The 16870-nt window shown below is 52.2% G+C and carries 13 protein-coding genes; all 13 read left to right on the top strand.

Translation table 11 applies throughout. The features are described from left to right. The 13 genes from BM412_RS29900 to BM412_RS29840 all read left to right on the top strand — a co-directional run bounded on the left by BM412_RS29900 (position 1) and on the right by BM412_RS29840 (position 16870). A complete protein-coding gene (locus tag BM412_RS29900) occupies positions 1–1653 on the top strand; it encodes a glycoside hydrolase family 127 protein (RefSeq protein WP_091225370.1) in 1653 nt (550 codons plus the stop codon). A gap of 21 nt (positions 1654–1674) precedes the next feature. Then, positions 1675–2424 (top strand): phytanoyl-CoA dioxygenase family protein, encoded by a 750-nt coding sequence (locus BM412_RS29895; RefSeq protein WP_091225369.1) that lies wholly within the window; start codon positions 1675–1677, stop codon positions 2422–2424. A gap of 24 nt (positions 2425–2448) precedes the next feature. Further along, entirely contained in the window at positions 2449–3651 is a 1203-nt protein-coding gene (locus BM412_RS29890) for an enolase C-terminal domain-like protein (RefSeq protein ID WP_091225368.1), read from the top strand. 117 nt (positions 3652–3768) lie between these two features. Next, positions 3769–4302, top strand: a complete 534-nt coding sequence (locus tag BM412_RS29885; RefSeq protein ID WP_091225367.1) for a general stress protein — start codon at positions 3769–3771, stop codon at positions 4300–4302. Between the two features lie 1009 nt (positions 4303–5311). Further along, positions 5312–6409: a LacI family DNA-binding transcriptional regulator gene (locus BM412_RS29880; RefSeq protein WP_091225366.1), complete on the top strand. Its 1098-nt coding sequence runs from the start codon at positions 5312–5314 to the stop codon at positions 6407–6409. A 310-nt stretch (positions 6410–6719) separates the two neighbouring features. Next, positions 6720–9569, top strand: coding sequence for a beta-galactosidase (locus tag BM412_RS29875; RefSeq protein ID WP_177246157.1), 2850 nt, complete (start codon positions 6720–6722; stop codon positions 9567–9569). 84 nt (positions 9570–9653) lie between these two features. Then, positions 9654–10571 carry an ABC transporter permease gene (locus BM412_RS29870; protein WP_091225459.1) on the top strand — a complete coding sequence of 306 codons (918 nt, stop codon included), beginning with the start codon at positions 9654–9656 and terminating at the stop codon, positions 10569–10571. A gap of 11 nt (positions 10572–10582) precedes the next feature. Continuing rightward, positions 10583–11488: a carbohydrate ABC transporter permease gene (locus BM412_RS29865; protein WP_091225364.1), complete on the top strand. Its 906-nt coding sequence runs from the start codon at positions 10583–10585 to the stop codon at positions 11486–11488. Between the two features lie 108 nt (positions 11489–11596). Continuing rightward, the gene (locus BM412_RS29860; protein ID WP_091225363.1) at positions 11597–13222 is read left to right on the top strand and encodes an ABC transporter substrate-binding protein; all 1626 of its coding nucleotides are present in this window, start codon (positions 11597–11599) and stop codon (positions 13220–13222) included. 162 nt (positions 13223–13384) lie between these two features. Beyond that, complete coding sequence (locus BM412_RS29855; protein WP_091225362.1) at positions 13385–13909, top strand: sigma-70 family RNA polymerase sigma factor; 525 nt, start codon at positions 13385–13387, stop codon at positions 13907–13909. Then, positions 13906–15039, top strand: coding sequence for a hypothetical protein (locus BM412_RS29850; protein WP_091225361.1), 1134 nt, complete (start codon positions 13906–13908; stop codon positions 15037–15039). Before BM412_RS29855 ends, BM412_RS29850 begins: the two co-directional genes overlap by 4 nt. After that, entirely contained in the window at positions 15036–16019 is a 984-nt protein-coding gene (locus BM412_RS29845) for an ABC transporter ATP-binding protein (RefSeq protein ID WP_091225360.1), read from the top strand. The genes BM412_RS29850 and BM412_RS29845 overlap by 4 nt, the downstream gene beginning before the upstream one ends. Continuing rightward, positions 16016–16870 (top strand): ABC transporter permease, encoded by an 855-nt coding sequence (locus BM412_RS29840; protein WP_091225359.1) that lies wholly within the window; start codon positions 16016–16018, stop codon positions 16868–16870. The genes BM412_RS29845 and BM412_RS29840 overlap by 4 nt, the downstream gene beginning before the upstream one ends.

The following is a 16870-nucleotide window of genomic DNA, read 5'->3' as shown; positions in this document are numbered from 1 at the left end:
GTGGAACTCGGCAGAGCACTGGATTACAGAGAATTGGCGGCGCTAGCGATTCATCATTATAAGGAAATGCTTGATCCGGACTATCATCATTTACCGTATTTCTTTGCGAAGATCGGCAGCGACGAATCGTTCGCCTGGCATAGCGAGTGGGACTTCGGCGATGCGGTTGGCCGGTTTCTCGATGCTTCGATCCTCTGCGGCGAAATCGTCGGCGAGCGTCTTGGCCGGGATGCCGAGACGCATATGAAGGATGCGCTGCGCTGGATGCAGAGCGAGTCGGATGGGCTGTTTTACCGGATGAGCAATGATTGGGATGTTCCTGCGGGCGCCAATATGTTTGACCAGCGGAGCGTGTTTCTGGGGCTATTGAGCTGGCTCAAATTCGATAAAGAGGATGAGGCGAAGACGCGGATCGAACGGATGCTGCAAGGGATGCGGAGCATTGCGGTCGAGCGCGAGGATTACATCTGCTATCCGTTTGAGACGTACGTTCCGGGCATGGCTGTTCCGGAGCAAATCTATACGGAGCATGGGTTCATCGTGGAGCCGACGCATTATGGCGGTGGCGTCTTTATCCTGCCGCTGGCGATTTATTATGAGCAATATGGCGATCCGCTTGCCGCGGAAATGCTGGAGAAACTCACTCGCTTCGTCGTGAAGCATTCCCGGGTATTCGAGGCAGACGGCAGCTTCTGGTCGCAGGGACGATATCCGGATGATGGCCACTTTCATTCCAAGATGGGCGCGGTTGCCGGAATATTGCGCTATGCCACCATTAAGCAGGATGCGGAGCTCATCGCTTGGTGCCAGAAGGTCTATGACTGGGCCTGCACGATGGGGAGTACATATGGATGGTTCCCGGAAGGCACGGGCCTGAACGGGGAAGAGCCGGTCGATGAGCGATACCGCTGGCTGCCGGGCATTATTCAGCACAGCGAAACCTGCTGCACCACGGATATGATTCATACGGCGATTTACTTGGCGAAGAACGGCAATGTCGCCTGCTGGGACGATGCCGATCGGTTCGCGAATACGCTCGTAGCCTCGCAGGTGCGAGATGTGTCGTGGGCGAGGGAAGTGACGGATAAGCCGGACACGCCGACGCGTACATATCGCAACGTTCCGAAACGTTATATGGGGGGCTTTACGGGCCGGATGAATCCGAATGATTTCTCTAACCGGGGCAAGGTGGATACGATGGCTTGCTGCTGCGCTGCCGGCGGCAGAGGATTGTACCTGGTCTGGGATCATGCGACCTCGCTCGGCGAGGATCGGCTCTATGTCAATCTGTGGCTGACGAAGGAAAATGAGCACGTCAAGATGGAGTACGAGGTGCCGGAGGCCGGTGTGCTGCGCATACAGCCGAAGCAAGCCGGCGATCTCTATATCCGCGTTCCGGGCTGGCTGTCGACGGACGCGATTACTTGCCATACCCCGCGTAAGCAAAGCGTTTCGCTTGCACATCCGTATTTGGTTGTGGCGGGGCTGGAGGCCGGCGAGACGGTGGAATTGGCCTTTCCTTCCGAGCTTGTGAAGCGGGAAGAAATCGTAGCCGGCGAGCGCTATGAAGGCACTTGGATCGGCAATCGATTATTTGATGTGAGCCCAAGAGGCAATATGCCGATGAATAAGGCGCTCATCCTAAAATCATGATTTCAAGGAGGAACGATTGAAATGAGCATGACACTGGAAGAGCAGGTCGAGCAGTTTAAACGAGATGGTTATTTTGTCGTGAAGCGGGCCTTGTCTCCCGATCAGGTTTCGACATTAATTGATAGAGTGATAGCCATTTCGGAGGGCTTTACTACACGGGAAATTCCCGACATTATCGACCGGGATGAGGCATTCGTACCGCTGCTCGTTAACCCTCCGGTATTTCATTTGATGAGAGCGTTAATGGGACCGAAGGTTCAGATGGAAAGCGTGAATGCTACGCGCATTAAGCCGGGCAAGGGAATGCCTGTCGGCTGGCATATGGACTCGCATGTTTACCCGGATCCGCTGCCGCCTTATTGGTATTTTCCGGTATCGATTAACTGCGCTTATTACTTGGATGAAATTACGCTGGAGAAGGGGCCGCTTGTCGTCGTTCCGGGCTCGCATCTCTCTGGTAAGAATCCGCCGGATGGGCTGAGCGAGATTGAAGGTCAGATCGATGTGATGGCCGAAGCGGGAGACGCCGTTATATTCCATGGTGCTCTGTGGCATGCTGCGAAGCCGAATGTGCACCCGACCGAGGAACGGCGCGCGTTGTATTATAACTACTTGCAGTCGTTCTGCAAGAACCGGGTGGATAACTTCGCAGGCGAGCGTTCTCGTCAGCTCCGTGAGAGCGGACCGTTCTACATTCAGCAGCTGCTCGGCAAATTCGATGGTTGGCATGAAATTCCGGCGGATGCTGAAGAGCAGCTAGCTAATCTATAGGGTTCAAAAGGAGCTGTCCTCACTATGGCACAATTGGAAATCAGGGACGTTCGGGTCATCATGACCGCGCCCGATGGGGTTAATCTCGTTGTCGTGAAGATCGAAACGAATGAGCCCGGTCTATATGGCCTAGGCTGTGCGACGTTTACGCAGCGGCATCTTGCCGTCGCGGCGGCGGTGGAGCACTATTTGAAGCCGTTCCTGATTGGCAAGGATCCGAGACGGATCGAGGATATTTGGCAAACCGCCATGGTCAGCGGCTATTGGCGCAACGGTCCGGTATTGAACAATGCCGTATCCGGGATTGATATGGCGTTGTGGGATATCAAAGGCAAGCTATGCGGCGTCCCCGTCTATGAGCTGTTAGGCGGGAAAGTGCGGGAGGCAGCGGCCGTTTATCGCCATGCCGACGGACGGGATGCCAGCGAAGTGGAAGAGAATGTCCGCATGTTTATGGAGCAGGGCTGCCGCTATGTCCGCTGTCAATTAGGCGGCTACGGCGGTCAGGGCCATAAGCTGCATCAGCCCGACCATGTGCTGCCGGGTGCTTATTTCGACCCGGATGCCTACGTGCGCAGCGTGCCGCAAATGTTCGATCATTTGCGCGCTAAGCTCGGCTTCGAGGTCGAGCTGCTGCACGATATCCATGAGCGGATTGTGCCGATTGAGGCGGTGCGATTGGCGAAGCAGCTGGAGCCGCATCGCTTGTTCTTCCTCGAGGATCCGCTGCCGCCGGAGCATCTCGATTGGTTTCGGCATATCCGCGCGCAATGCGCGACACCGCTCGCGATGGGCGAGCTGTTCGTCCATTCCGCGGAATGGATGCCGCTTATTACGGAGCGGCTGATCGATTTCATTCGCTGCCACGTCAGCGCCATTGGCGGCCTGACTCCTGCGGAGAAGCTGGGTACGCTATGCGAAGCCTTCGGCATTCGCACGGCTTGGCATGGCCCGCCGGACCTGTCGCCGGTCGGCATGGCCGCGAACATTCATCTGGACCTCAGCAGTCCGAACTTCGGCGTCCAGGAATGGAGCGCGATCTCCGATCGGATGCGCGAGGTGTTCCCCGGCAGTCCGGTTCTCCGTAACGGCTACGCGTATGTCCCGGACGCCCCCGGTTTCGGCGTGGAATTGGATGAACAGAAAGCGGCCTTGTATCCTTGTCATGATGTGCTGCCGGGGTGGACGCTCTCGCGGATTCCGGACGGTTCGCCGTCTCGTCCTTAACAGTCGGTTTAGCCTTATTGATCCTGTTTGGTATGGCAGATTTTCCTTCATCATCCGGTTTAATCCTCCCCGATTAGGGCATAACAAACTTAATTACGGGATGCGGAGGCGAAGAACATGACATACAAAATAGGCATATTCAATACGGAAAATGAAGCTGTTACGGCGGTTCAGGCACTGGAGCAGGCGGGATTTACGAACCATGAGCTGAAGGTGCTGGCCAAGGACCGGGAGCACTCGCGGCAGATCGAATCGGAAACGAACGTGCATGCCGACGAGATGACGGATCTGCTCTTGACACGCGCTGCGGCAGACGATCATGGAGTAGACGATCTGCGCATTTATGCGCCGATGTCTGCAGCCAGCGGCCTCAATATTAGCGGCGGCTTTATTGGCGGCATGACCTATCCGAGCAATGGATTCCTGATCTCAACCGCCTTCTTGGGCGATGAACGCAATATGGAGAACGCGCTGACCGACATTGGCCTGGATAGCAGCGATGCAGAACCATGCCGCGAGGCACTGCGTCAAGGCGCCATTATCGTGGCAGCGGATATCGGCAACAGCGACGAGGCGGATGGCCCGGATTTGTCGCGCGGCGGCGCGGCGGAAGCGGCTTTCCGCAGCTGCGGAGCGGCAAGAATTTTGTAGGTTTTGCATCGTTGCGATGTGTTCGGCGAAGGGCCGCCTCAAAAGTGCTGTGACTTTTGAGGCGGCTTTTGTTGTGGTGGTGGGGATGGCTGAAAAGCTAACGAATCCCGGAAGCCTTATTTGGCCGAATTTCTCGTCTCCGCGAATCTAACAAATCGTAGAGGTCTTATTTTGAGAAAATCGGCTTTCATTTGCCCGTAAACCGCCGAATAAGACCTGTACGATTCGTTAAATTTTTTTTTTTGTTATTTTCGGGCAAATAAGTCCTGTACGATTCGTTAGAGCTCTCCGCGAAAAGCGAACGAACTGTAAGGCGTTATATGGCCGGAAATTAGCGGCGTTATTTGGGGATCATCGGCGGCACAAGGTACAACAGCGCATTACTTGCAATACTCGTGCGTATATTGTCAAAACGAAACTAAATTTGTCGTTTGAATTCCCTGCAAGAAATAGGAATATTCAACCGGTTCCAGTTGGACTTTAACGTGGAACTCCCATTTTTCACGAATGGATGCATCCGCATGCTCCTCAAATAACAGTATTCTAAATTAATTGTTGGAGCAGAAATATCATCCTAATTATTTCTATTTATTAACATCTTACATTTTTCGATTACTGGCAATTTTGTCCAATAATTGAACAAATCTTCATCGGTCGGTCCTTCCCTGAACCGGGCTTTTTTGGTATGAATTAATACAAACTTTTGCAGTGAGCGCGTGATGTTAATAGACGTTGGAGAGGGTACAGCGAAATATATTGCCTACCTAATCTATAAAAAAACCTCCTTAAAATAGCAATGACGAACCAATCATAGACTGCAAAATATATCCATGTTAAAATGGATGGAGTTTCAACTTTTTTATTGTATTTTCAAATATATGTATTTCGATAATATACATAAATTCGACATCACTAGATTAGCTTGCCCCATTTACAAGAAGGAAAAAACTCTGCTATGCTAGTGAAAAACTGTCACCTAGACAGATCTTAGCCCAAAGGGTGAGGCATAATGAAACCGGTTACTGTTTACGACATTGCCAGAGAAGCAAACGTTTCCGTCGCAACCGTCTCACGTGTCTTGAACAACACGGCACCAGTAAAAGCATCAACTCGGGAACGGATCATGGGTCTCATCCAGAAGCATCAGTTCCAACCCAACGCCCTTGCACGCAGCCTGATCAAGAAGGAAACCGGCATGATCGGCATTATTTTGCCTGACATTACGAATCCGTTCTTCCCGGAAGTGCTGGCAGGTCTCGAGCAGGAAGCAAGAAACAACGGCTATACGTTTTTCCTATGCGATACCGGCTCCTCCAACCAGGACATCAAGGCGCAGTACCAGCGGGAATCCCAGTACCTGAATATCCTCATGGAGAAGCAGGTCGATGGGATTATTATGATTGGCGGCCGAATTGATCTTGCCCGTTGCAGCAAGGAAATGGCCAAAGAAGTAGCGGAAGTCAACAAACGTCTTCCTGTCGTACTGATTAACGGCAATTTGCCGGGTGCGAAGTTTCACCGCGTCATCATCGACGAAGTTGCCGGCGGCGTGCTTGCGACCGAGCATTTGATTGGGCTTGGCCACACGGATATTGCCTTTATCGGCGGATACAAGCAGATGTCCAATACGGTGCAGCGCTTGGAAGGCTATACGAAAGCGATGCAGCAGGCCGGATTGCCGATTCGCGAGGATTGGATTATTACGGGCGGCTTCACGGTAGAGGCAGGCAAAGTTTTCATGAACCAGCTGCTCAGCGGGGAAACGGAAAGTCGGCCGACGGCTATTGTTTGCGCGAATGATCTATCGGCAATCGGTGCGATCAAAGCTGCCGTTAAGCATGGTTTGCGTGTTCCCGAGGATATGTCGATTATTGGCTTCGACGATATTCCGCTCGCGGCTAACGTAATTCCGGAGTTGACTACCATTTCGCTGAAATGTTTGGAGCTTGGCCGTACGGCTGCTCATATTCTGCATCAGTTGATCGGGAAGAACGGCATTGATACGCTAACCGTCCTTCAGCCTGAGCTTGTCGTGCGTGAAAGTACAGCGCCTTTGCGGGTTGGTGTCAGCATTAGCGCGGACGGAAACCTGTCGTCGCAGGGGTAAACATTCTTTCAAAAAAATAGTATTGACAGCGCTATCATTTTGAATGTACACTTCAAATCAAGATGACCCTCTAGCAAGGGTTTAATTTTAACCCAGGTATGAAATGGGTTTCATAAAAACCCACACAATCGTATAAACCGGCAGGATGCAGACGCATGTAGTCACCCGAAATACACTTACAAACGGTATCTGTGATGTTGTTCAAACTTCGCTCAAACCCGCAACGTTAAAGTGTATTTTTATTTTAACGGCATATGAAATGGGTTTCATAAAAAATGGTCAATGGCTCACCTCAGGGAGGATCGAACGCATGAACATGGACATGAAAACGAGTTCCGCTTTGCAGCTTTCGTCTTCCGCATTGCGCATCGGCGGCCAAGCCGAAATTATCCTCTGCGCATCACTCTTCTACTTTCGCAATCCACGGGCTCACTGGCGCGAACGATTGGAACAAGTGAAGGCCTTCGGATACAACGCCATCGATGTTTACTTCCCTTGGAACTTTCACGAGCTGGAAGAAGGCAGCTGGGATTTCAGCGGCGAGCGGGATGTGGAAGCATTCCTGCAGATGGCCGCTGACGCTGGACTTTGGATAGTCGCAAGACCGGGGCCGTACATTTGCTCCGAATGGGACGGAGGCGCACTTCCCGCGTATCTGTTCGCCAAACCGGATATGGTTATCCGCAGCACAGATAGCAATTATTTGCAGGCAGTAGAGAAATGGTTTGATCGCATTCTCCCGATACTGGCCAAGTACGAACAGCAGCGAGGCGGCTCCATCATCTGCGTGCAGCTTGAGAACGAGCTCGACTTCTACGACTGCCCTGATCCGAAAGGTTACATAACCGCCCTTCGAGACATGGCAGTAAGCCGCGGCATACAGGTTCCGTTAATTGCTTGTGCGGGACAGGGCGGACTTTACGAAGCTTCCGGCCTTGTGGAAGGCGTCGCACCGACTTGTAATTTTTATCCGAATGACAAAGACCCCGAGTTTGAATACAAAGTAACCTCTTATGAACAGAGACTGGCGCAACAAGACCTGCCGCTGCTGGTCACCGAGACAAACCGCTCGCACTTCCTGCTTCGCCGCTTGTTATCTTGCGGTGCTAAGCTGCTAGGTCCTTACCTTCAAGTTTCCGGAACCAACTTCGGCTTCACCAACGGTACAAACAACTGGGGAAACCCGCTGGCACTCATGACATCCGATTATGACTTCTACGGCATGATTTCGCCTGAAGGCCATATTCGCAAGGAAGCGTACGAAGGCCGCTTGATGCGCCGCGTGCTTACCGCTTACGGCAGCTCGCTTGCCGAAGCGCAAACTGCTCCGGCAGCGGATATTGCAGCAGCAAGACGGCTCGTGGATTCGGCTGATGCGGCAGCACCAGGAACACTGGTTCAGCGGCAGTTGAAACTCGCGCAAGGCGGGCATCTCCTGTTCGTAGCCAATGTAGGCGAGCAAGAGGAAGCCGTACAGCTTGAACTGCAAGGTACCGGCAGCTTGATTCCGCAAGCTTCGAAGCTTCGCACCATTCCGGCAAGATGCGAAATGCTGCCGATCGGGGTTCCGATGAGCGGCTGGGGAATCGATGGCGTACTGCGCTATTCGACGGCAGAGCTGACGGATGTACACCGCGAAACTGCGAAGACGGTCATTGTGTTCCACAGCGAGTACGAAGGCGAAATCGCGCTGAACTTGAAGCAGCCGGCAGTCCGCATCGAAGAGCAAGGCATTGCGGCATCGGCTAACGGTGATGATGGCGAGTACCGCTTCGTTTTCCAAGCGAAAGCGGGGACGATTGCTTCTTGTACCTTAGAGCTGGCGGACGGTACCGAGCTTGAACTAATCGGCTTAGCAAGAGCAGATGCGCTGCTGATGAATGCGATTCATGCCGGCGGCGAAATTACGATCGGCCGCCCAATCGAGTATGATCTTGCACCTCGCGAGATCGATATCGACTGGTCCTTGAAACAAGTAACGCCGCAAGCAAGCATGTCGGCGCAAGCTGCCGCAGCACTCCCGGCAGCGGACTTCCTGGAGCATAGCGGCATTTACCGCGGTTATGCGTGGTACGAAGCGGACAGCGGCATCGATACGGCAGAACAAACCGTGCAAGGGATTCTCGTTCAGAATGGCAGCGACATGATCTCGCTTTATGCAGGAGACAGCTACTTGGGAACGATTACGCCGGGCGGCGGCAGCCGATTTATCCGGAGCAGCCATATCGGCGGTGCGGGAAGCAAGCTGACGGCCCGCGCAGAAATTTGGGGACATACCAACTTCGATGATCCTCGTCTGCCGGCACTAAGACTTAATTCCATGAAGGGTTTGACCGGACTTGTTTCAATTACAGGCGTGAAGCCGTTGCTGCATTGGCGAATGCTGCGAGTGAAATCGCGCACGCTGCAGCCGGAATTGCTGGAAAGCAACTATGATGATCAAGCTTGGGCGATATGCACCTTTGGCGGATGGCTCTCACCGGATCATCCATCCAGTGAATACTATCGCAAAACGTTCACGGCATCGGTTAGCGCGGATTCGTGGACGCTGCACTTCAAAGGCATTCAAGCATTGGCGCAGGTGTTCGTGAACGACGCATCCATCGGTACGGTTCACCCATTTGATCCTTATCTCAATATCACCCAGCATGTTCAGCCGGGCGAAGAAGTTCAAGTCACCGTGTTCTTGGAGCGCGTGCTTGGATTAGGAGCCGGAGAGGTTATCGTCTACGAAGGAAATGCTGCTCGCAACTGGCAGCTATCCGCTGCAGACGAAGCCGGATTGCTCGCACATGCGAAAGAATCCGAGCAGGGCGCTGCTCCAACCATGCTGCCGGTCACAATGGAAGCGGGAAGCGTGTCTTGGCTCTATGGGAATTTGCCGCCGGAAGCGCGTGCAAATGGCTGGCGGGTATATGTAAAAGGCAGCGGGATGAAAGCAACGGTTTATTTTGGCGGCGTAATTGTAGGGCGGTTATGGACAGCAGGCGGTGAGTCGAGACCGGCGATGAGCGGAGGCAGTCAGGATTCCTTCTTCCTTCCGGCGCCTTGGATCGCAGAGGGCGATAACAAGCTCTTCATTCTGCTGGAAGCGGTTGAGGCGGGAGCGGCATCGCAGCTCGAGAGCTTAACCTTTGTACCTGCAGGCGTGCAGCTATAGTTTATACAACTTGATCTGGAGGGAGGAGTTAGGATGAAAACAATCGCGCAGCCGGCAGCAGCCGCGAAGTCGACTGCTCAGTCGATGCAAACGCGAAGGAAGAGGCTGTGGAACAATCGTACGCTGCTTCTCATGTGCGTACCGGCCATTTTGTTCTTTGCCATATTTGCTTATCTGCCAATGCCGGGCTTGTACCTTGCCTTCATTAGATACAACTATACGGACGGTATTTTCAAAAGCGCATTTATCGGGATGGATAACTTCAGATTCCTCGTGATGACGGGCGACTTGTGGCGATTGACCGCAAATACGATTTTGTACAATCTGGCCTTCATCATTCTTGGTAATTTCCTGCAAATCTTCATCGCCATTCTATTGAATGAGCTGCGCAAGAAATGGTTCAAGAAAGTATCGCAGACGATCATGTTCCTGCCGTTCTTTATCTCATTCGTCATTATTGGGCTCATCGCCTACAACATCCTAAGCTACGATTACGGGATGCTGAACAGTATCTTGAAGACCATCGGCGCGGATCCGGTCAAAACGTACTCGAACCCGCATGTCTGGCCGTTCATCATTATTATCACCTACCTCTGGCAGTCGACCGGTTATGGATCCATCGTTTATTTTGCCGCCATCATGGGGCTTGATTCCGAAATCGTCGAAGCCTCCGAGATTGACGGTGCCAACGCCCTTCAACGGATACGCTACATCGTTCTGCCATGGCTGAAGCCAACGTTTATTATTCTGCTGCTGTTCTCGCTTGGCGGCGTGCTTCGAGGAAACTTCGGTTTGTTCTACAACCTCGTCGGCGCAAACAATACATCGCTCTATGCGACAACGGATATTATCGAGACGTATGTATTCCGCTCCCTGATGAACAACTTTAACTTCTCGATGGGCAGCGCGGTAAGTTTGTATCAGTCGGTATTCGGTTTCGTCGTCGTCCTCACAGCGAACTGGCTCGTGAAGAAAACATCACCGGATAACTCATTGTTCTAGGAGGGACTCGCATGGAAGTGGTCCAAAAGCGCATTCGGACGGATGGGACGTCCTTAATGGTTCGAGGCTTCGGATATGTATTCATCGGCTTGTTCGCGCTCTGCTGCTTGGTCCCGTTTCTGGTCGTACTGGGAACTTCGTTTACGAAAGAAGCCTCCATTGCGAAACATGGCTTTAATATTTGGCCGCGGGATTTCAGTACGTTTGCTTACAAAATCGTCTTCGAGAATCCGGATTTAATTATCGGATCTTACGCGGTGACGATCGGACTTACGATAGTGGGCACGATTGCAGGATTGTTCTTGGTTGCCATGACAGGCTACGCGCTTCAGCGGCCGGACTTTGAGCAGCGGAACTCCATTTCGTTCTTCATCTATTTCACAACGTTGTTCTCCGGCGGACTTGTTCCTTTCTATCTGCTGATCAAACAATACTTAAGCTTGGGCGACAATTACCTTGCGGTGCTGCTGCCGGGATTAATGAGCCCGTTCCTCATCATTATGATGAAGAGCTTCACGAAATCGATCCCGCATGCCATTACCGAATCCGCGAAGATCGATGGAGCAGGCGATTTCACCATCTTCATGCGACTCATTCTGCCGATGACTACACCGGCGCTGGCTACGATTGGCTTGTTTATCGCACTGGGCTACTGGAATGAGTGGTATAACGCGATGCTGTTTCTGTCACCGGATATGAAGTATCGTCCGCTGCAGCTGTTCCTCTATAACGTCATCACAAGCGCCGATTTTATTCGAAACTCATCCGCATCATCGAACGTTCCGCTGCGGGATATGCCGCTGGAATCGATGAAGATGGCAACCGCGGTTGTTGCGACGGGGCCGGTTATTATGTTCTACCCGTTCGTACAGCGTTATTTCATTCAAGGGATTACGGTTGGTGCAGTAAAAGGGTAACGGGTATTAGGGGAAGCTTGCCGATCCTCTTGCCATAGCCGCTCGAAAGCGCTTCCACATCTTAAGGGCGGAACAAAGCGATGTATCTAAAAAGGGAGGCTACAAAGAATGGGAAACTTGAAGCGGGTATCCACCATCGTACTTATGCTCATCCTGGTTTTCAGTATCGCGGCTTGCGGAAGTAACAACAACAACAACAAGAACACGGGTAACACAGGGGACACTTCCGGCAACACATCAGGGGATTCCTCGAGCAATACGTCCGGTAATAACAGTGCGGATGTAAGCAAAATCGATACGAGCGAATTCGAAACCATTTCTTATGTCGTGCTGGGCGATAAACCAAAGAATGGCCAGCTCGAAGCCGTAATGGAGAAAGTAAATGCCATTATGAAAGAAAAAATCAACGCGAAGCTTGAGTTCAAATGGGTGGAGTGGGCGGACTGGCAAACGAAGTACAACTTGCTGCTCGCTTCCGGCGAACCGATTGACCTGATCACGATCGGTACAGACTGGCTCGATACTTGGGGCAATGCGCAGCGCGGTGCTTTCTTGCCGCTGAACGATTTGCTGGAGCAATATGCGCCGCAAACGTTTGCTGAAATTCCGCAAGAGGATTGGGAGCAAAGCAAATTCAAGGATGATATCGTCCTGATTCCGGAGAATCACTACACGCAATGGGTTAACCACGGCGTGTACTACCGCGGCGACTGGGCGAAAGAGTTTGGCATTACCGAGCCGATTAAAGATTTCGAAGGGCTTGGCAAGTACTTCCAAGGCGTGAAAGACAAAAAAGAAGGCGTTGTCCCTTATGATGTAAACGGCGGCACAAGCACGTTCTATAACGGCTTTGCTACCACATACACAGATAACATTGAATTGCCGATTTCCACTGGTTATGCGAACGTATACTATGCGAAATCTTACGATGATCGTTATACGGTAGACAGCCCGATCTTCAACGATGATTTCATTAAATTTGCCGGCTTGATGAAGGAATGGGCAGACAAAGGCTTCTGGCGTGAGGATGTGCTGAACTATAAAGGAGATACTCGTGCTGCACTTAAAGCAGGTCTCACCGGCGCAGATTCCCACCATACGCAAACGTACAAAGGCCTTCGCGTTGAAATGGATAAACAACAACCGGGCTCCGAGCTGCAAATGTTCTCCTACTCCGATACTCGCGGCAACCTGATCTCCATGCCGATTACGCATGGCGGTACGTCTGTAGGCGCGCACAGCAAACATCCGGAACGCGCTCTGATGGCGTATGAGCTGATCCGTCAAGACAAAGAAGTGTACCAACTGATCAACTACGGTCTTGAAGGCGTACAGTATGAAATCAAAGACGGCAAGCGTTTCCGTCCTGCTGCTTACGATGAAGCAAAAGACGGCTTCTACACAGACTTCTGGGGCGGCCGCGTCGACAAATTCGAAATTCCTTCCGACACGGACTGGAGCGGTATTGGCGATGTGTATGCTAAATACGATGCCATCAAGAAACCATTCCCTTACGGCAAATTCGTATTCGACAAAGCAAGCGTAGATCCTGAAATGACTGCAATCTCCCAAGTAATCGGCGAGCAGCTTCCGGCGATTCTGTTCGGTAAAGCAGGCGACCCTGCTGCTGCGGTTAACGCGCTTCGCGATAAACTGAAAGCTGCCGGTTATGACAAAGTGAAAGACGAAATCCAAAAACAACTGGATGCTTACAAAACACTAGTTGAAGGTTAATGGTTTATGATCATATGATCGAAAAACAGCCGACAGAGGTCACTCTGTCGGCTGTTTTTTTATTGTGTATTAAGGCACTATACGGGGATCGTTAGCTTTTTTTATGGGGTGTGCTATATTTGGGCTAAATGCGTCGTCTTAACAGATGAAGGAGGCGAATACATGGTAAACCAGAATAGGCCGGAACGGTTTCAAGCGTTGTTCCGGGAACATTATCCCGCCGTGCTGCGCAAGATTATTTCTCTCATCGGAGATCGCGCAGCAGCAGAGGATTTAACCCAGGAAGTGTTCCTGCGGCTTTACCGTAATCCACCCGAAGATCTTGATCGTACAGGAGCATGGCTGCACCGGGTGTTAACCCGTATCGTATATGATCATTACCGCAAGTCCGGCAGACAACAGAATCTGACGGAGAAACAGATGAACGAAGCGTTAACGGAAGAACAGGTCCATCCGTCCAATGATGCGGCAGTCATTCAGAATTGGGAACGGGATGTCGTTCGAAATGTACTGAACAAGTTGTCCGAGCGGGACCGACAGGCACTGCTGCTCAAAGAAAAAGGCTACACGCATGCTGAAATCGCGGAGGCCCTGCAGGTGAACCCCAAGATTGTCGGGACGCTGCTCATGCGGGCGGCCAGTCGGTTTAAGAAGAATATGAGTGCCGAGGAGGTTATGGAGCAATGAAACATAAACCATTGAATCATGCAGATGCGCAAGAGCTTAGCATTAGCGATGCTGACATCGAGAATGCGCTTGAACGATTGTTTGATGCGGTGAAGGAGGAAGAGGTACCTGCGGTTTGGATGCAGGATGCGAAGCCGCAGCAATCGCAAGCGGAGCAACAGCCAAGCGGGCAGCAGCCGGTTGAAGAGCTTGCCTTGTCAGAACAGCAACAGCCGCAGGCATCGCTGCGAATCGCTGCTATTAATGAAGGAACACGTAAGAAGAAGCCGTTTTGGCAGAAGAAAAGATGGCTTTCCGGTGCAACAGCCGCGGTGCTCGCGAGCATGCTGCTGTTCACGTCTTGGGGACAGGGCGTGATGGCGGCTATGCTCGGCACATTCCGCGTCCAGCACTTTGAAACCATTGAGATCAGCCAATCCGATTTGAATGCTTTCCAGAGAGCGCTGCAGGATGGAACGGGCGGCTCGCGTGAACTGGATTTGAATCGATACGGTGATATCCAGCAGCAAGGCGGCGGTCAGCAGCGCCAGGTTGATGAGGCGGAAGCAGCCGAATTGGCAGGCAGTCATGCGCTGAAACAGCTCCCCGGTGAAGGGGATAAGGTGATGAAATATATGCCGGAGCAGCAGGTTACCTTCAATCTGCATCCAAAGGAAATTAACAAATTGCTTGCCATGTTTGGCGGGAAAACCAAATTCCCGGATTCCGTCGAGAATTCGCCAATCGTGCTCAAGATGCCGGGTACATTTATGACGAAGCAAGTAACTCAGGAGGGGCAGACGGCAAAACAGCTGATTCAAATGCCGGCACCATCCCTCGAAGTGTCCGATGACATCGATGTGGAGCAAATTCGCCAGGCCGTGCTTGATTTGCCCGTCATTCCGGAAGACATGCGCGCTAAGCTCGCCGGTATCGGGGATTGGCGCACGACGCTTCCGATTCCTTCGACCTCCACAGACAATATCCATACGACAAAAGTCGATGGCAATGAGGCAATTGTTACGGCATCGGTCAACGGACGTTCTATCATCTGGCTGCAGAATGAGTGGGTGTATCAGTTGAGCGGATCGATGCAGTCCTATCCAACGGAAGAAGCCCTTCTGAATGAAGCAAGAGGAATTATGAAATGAGCATATTGCAAACGAGAGGGCTGACTAAGACTTATGCATCCGGTGCGGGCTGTACCGATATTTCCCTGGAAATAGAGCGGGGACAAATATTCGGTCTGCTCGGACCTAACGGAGCGGGCAAGAGCACTTTTGTTAAGATGGTTGTCGGCTTGCTTCGTCCGGATTCCGGCAGTGGAACCCTCTTCGGCATGCCGATCGGCCATCCGGAGTCGCGGCGCAAGGTTGGGTATTTGCCTGAGCTGTTTCGTTTCCAGGAGTGGTTAACAGGGGAGGAAGTGCTGCGTTATCATGCCGGATTATGCGGCATAGCCCGCTCCGATTCGAAGTCAGCCGATTTTACGGCACGCATTAAGGAAGTGCTTCGCATATGCGGGCTTAATGAACGCGGCTTGAATCGCGTTCGTCACTATTCCAAGGGGATGCAGCAGCGGCTCGGAATTGCTTGCGCGCTGCTGATGGATCCGGAATTCATTATTTTGGATGAACCTTCGTCAGCGCTTGATCCGATCGGACGTTATGAGGTTCGCTTGCTGCTGGAACGGCTTCGTTCGGAAGGAAAGACCGTGTTCCTGAATACGCATTTGCTTGAGGATGTCGAAGCCGTATGCGATGAAGTTGCGTTTCTTCATCATGGTAAGCTGCGTGCGGTCGGGCCAATGCGGGATCTCTTGAGAAGCGGCCTAAGCTGGAGAATTACCGTTTCCGGCTGGCTGCCTGAGCTGCAGCAGGCGCTTGAGGGTCAGCTGCTGCCTGGGATGTCCTTCCTCATCGCGAAGCAAGAGAGTGATGGCGGCGCTGTTCTTCAAGTGACTGCAAGGGGCCATGAACAGATTGGTTTCATGAACCGACTGTTGATGGAAGAAGGCGTAACCGTCTATGAAGTGCGGCCTGTTCAAGAGAAGCTGGAGGACTGGTTCCTCGCGATGTCCGGAGAGAATCGCGGCAGCAGCGGCACCGGTGAAGGAGGTGCTCCTGTATGATGTGGATCTCTTATGCAGGCAAGGAGCTGTTTCGCAAGAAAATATGGATCGTAAGCATGGTGCTTACCGTGTTGTTTGTCGGGTTGTTCTGCTACGGATTATCCCAGATTGCATCGCATACGCAAGGGGAACTCGTTCCGGCACAGGCTTTGATGAATGGCTTGTCGTTTCTTACGCTTGGACTGATTTTCTCCCAGATGATTATTGCGTTCCTCGTCTTGTTTTCGACGATGGGGGTCATATCGGGGGAAGTGGAAAGCGGATTAATGCTGGCCGTCTTAGCACGTCCCATACCGAGATGGAAAGTATATCTCGGCAGATATGCGGGCATCGCCGGCTGGCTCTTGATTTACAGCATCCTCTTGTTTCTGGCGATATTGCTTCCGGTTCATTATTGGCTGGACTATCCGCTCGATGTGCCTTCTGCCTTGAAAGCACTGCTGTACTTCGTATGGGCGCCGCAGCTGCTGCTTGCCGTTACGTTGCTCGGCTCGATTTATTTACCGATGCTTGGCAATGGGGTAGCCTGCGCGATGCTGTATGGCTTAAGCTTGTTCAGCGGCTTCGCCGAGAATTTGTATGCGATCCAAGGTACAGGCGCTAACCAAACGGCCAGCCAGCTGTCGTTGTTTATCTCCATGCTGATGCCTTCCAATGCGATGCTGCGGCGGATTACCTATGAGCTGTTCAGTGGGCTGAATCTACCGGTGACCACGGATATGATTCAATCGCTCGGTCCTTTCTCCGCCATTAATGTGCCAAGTGCCGCTTTTATCGGTTATACCGTCATTTATTTCATCCTCTTGCTCGGACTGGGCTGTGCGGCTTTCCGGCGCAAGGACATCGCTTAA

This window comes from Paenibacillus sp. BC26 (assembly GCF_900116125.1).
In the GTDB taxonomy this organism is placed as follows: Bacteria; Bacillota; Bacilli; order Paenibacillales; family Paenibacillaceae; genus Paenibacillus_Z; species Paenibacillus_Z lignilyticus.
This window is presented reverse-complemented; position numbering and strand designations above follow the sequence as displayed.

Excerpts from the sequence above, each read along its gene's own strand:
- BM412_RS29895 (WP_091225369.1), top strand. The coding sequence starts at position 1,675 with ATGAGCATGACACTGGAAGAGCAGGTCGAGCAGTTTAAACGAGATGGT.
- BM412_RS29890 (WP_091225368.1), top strand. The coding sequence starts at position 2,449 with ATGGCACAATTGGAAATCAGGGACGTTCGGGTCATCATGACCGCGCCC.
- BM412_RS29885 (WP_091225367.1), top strand. The coding sequence starts at position 3,769 with ATGACATACAAAATAGGCATATTCAATACGGAAAATGAAGCTGTTACG.
- BM412_RS29880 (WP_091225366.1), top strand. The coding sequence starts at position 5,312 with ATGAAACCGGTTACTGTTTACGACATTGCCAGAGAAGCAAACGTTTCC.
- BM412_RS29875 (WP_177246157.1), top strand. The coding sequence starts at position 6,720 with ATGAACATGGACATGAAAACGAGTTCCGCTTTGCAGCTTTCGTCTTCC.
- BM412_RS29870 (WP_091225459.1), top strand. The coding sequence starts at position 9,654 with ATGCAAACGCGAAGGAAGAGGCTGTGGAACAATCGTACGCTGCTTCTC.
- BM412_RS29865 (WP_091225364.1), top strand. The coding sequence starts at position 10,583 with ATGGAAGTGGTCCAAAAGCGCATTCGGACGGATGGGACGTCCTTAATG.
- BM412_RS29860 (WP_091225363.1), top strand. The coding sequence starts at position 11,597 with ATGGGAAACTTGAAGCGGGTATCCACCATCGTACTTATGCTCATCCTG.
- BM412_RS29855 (WP_091225362.1), top strand. The coding sequence starts at position 13,385 with ATGGTAAACCAGAATAGGCCGGAACGGTTTCAAGCGTTGTTCCGGGAA.
- BM412_RS29850 (WP_091225361.1), top strand. The coding sequence starts at position 13,906 with ATGAAACATAAACCATTGAATCATGCAGATGCGCAAGAGCTTAGCATT.
- BM412_RS29845 (WP_091225360.1), top strand. The coding sequence starts at position 15,036 with ATGAGCATATTGCAAACGAGAGGGCTGACTAAGACTTATGCATCCGGT.
- BM412_RS29840 (WP_091225359.1), top strand. The coding sequence starts at position 16,016 with ATGATGTGGATCTCTTATGCAGGCAAGGAGCTGTTTCGCAAGAAAATA.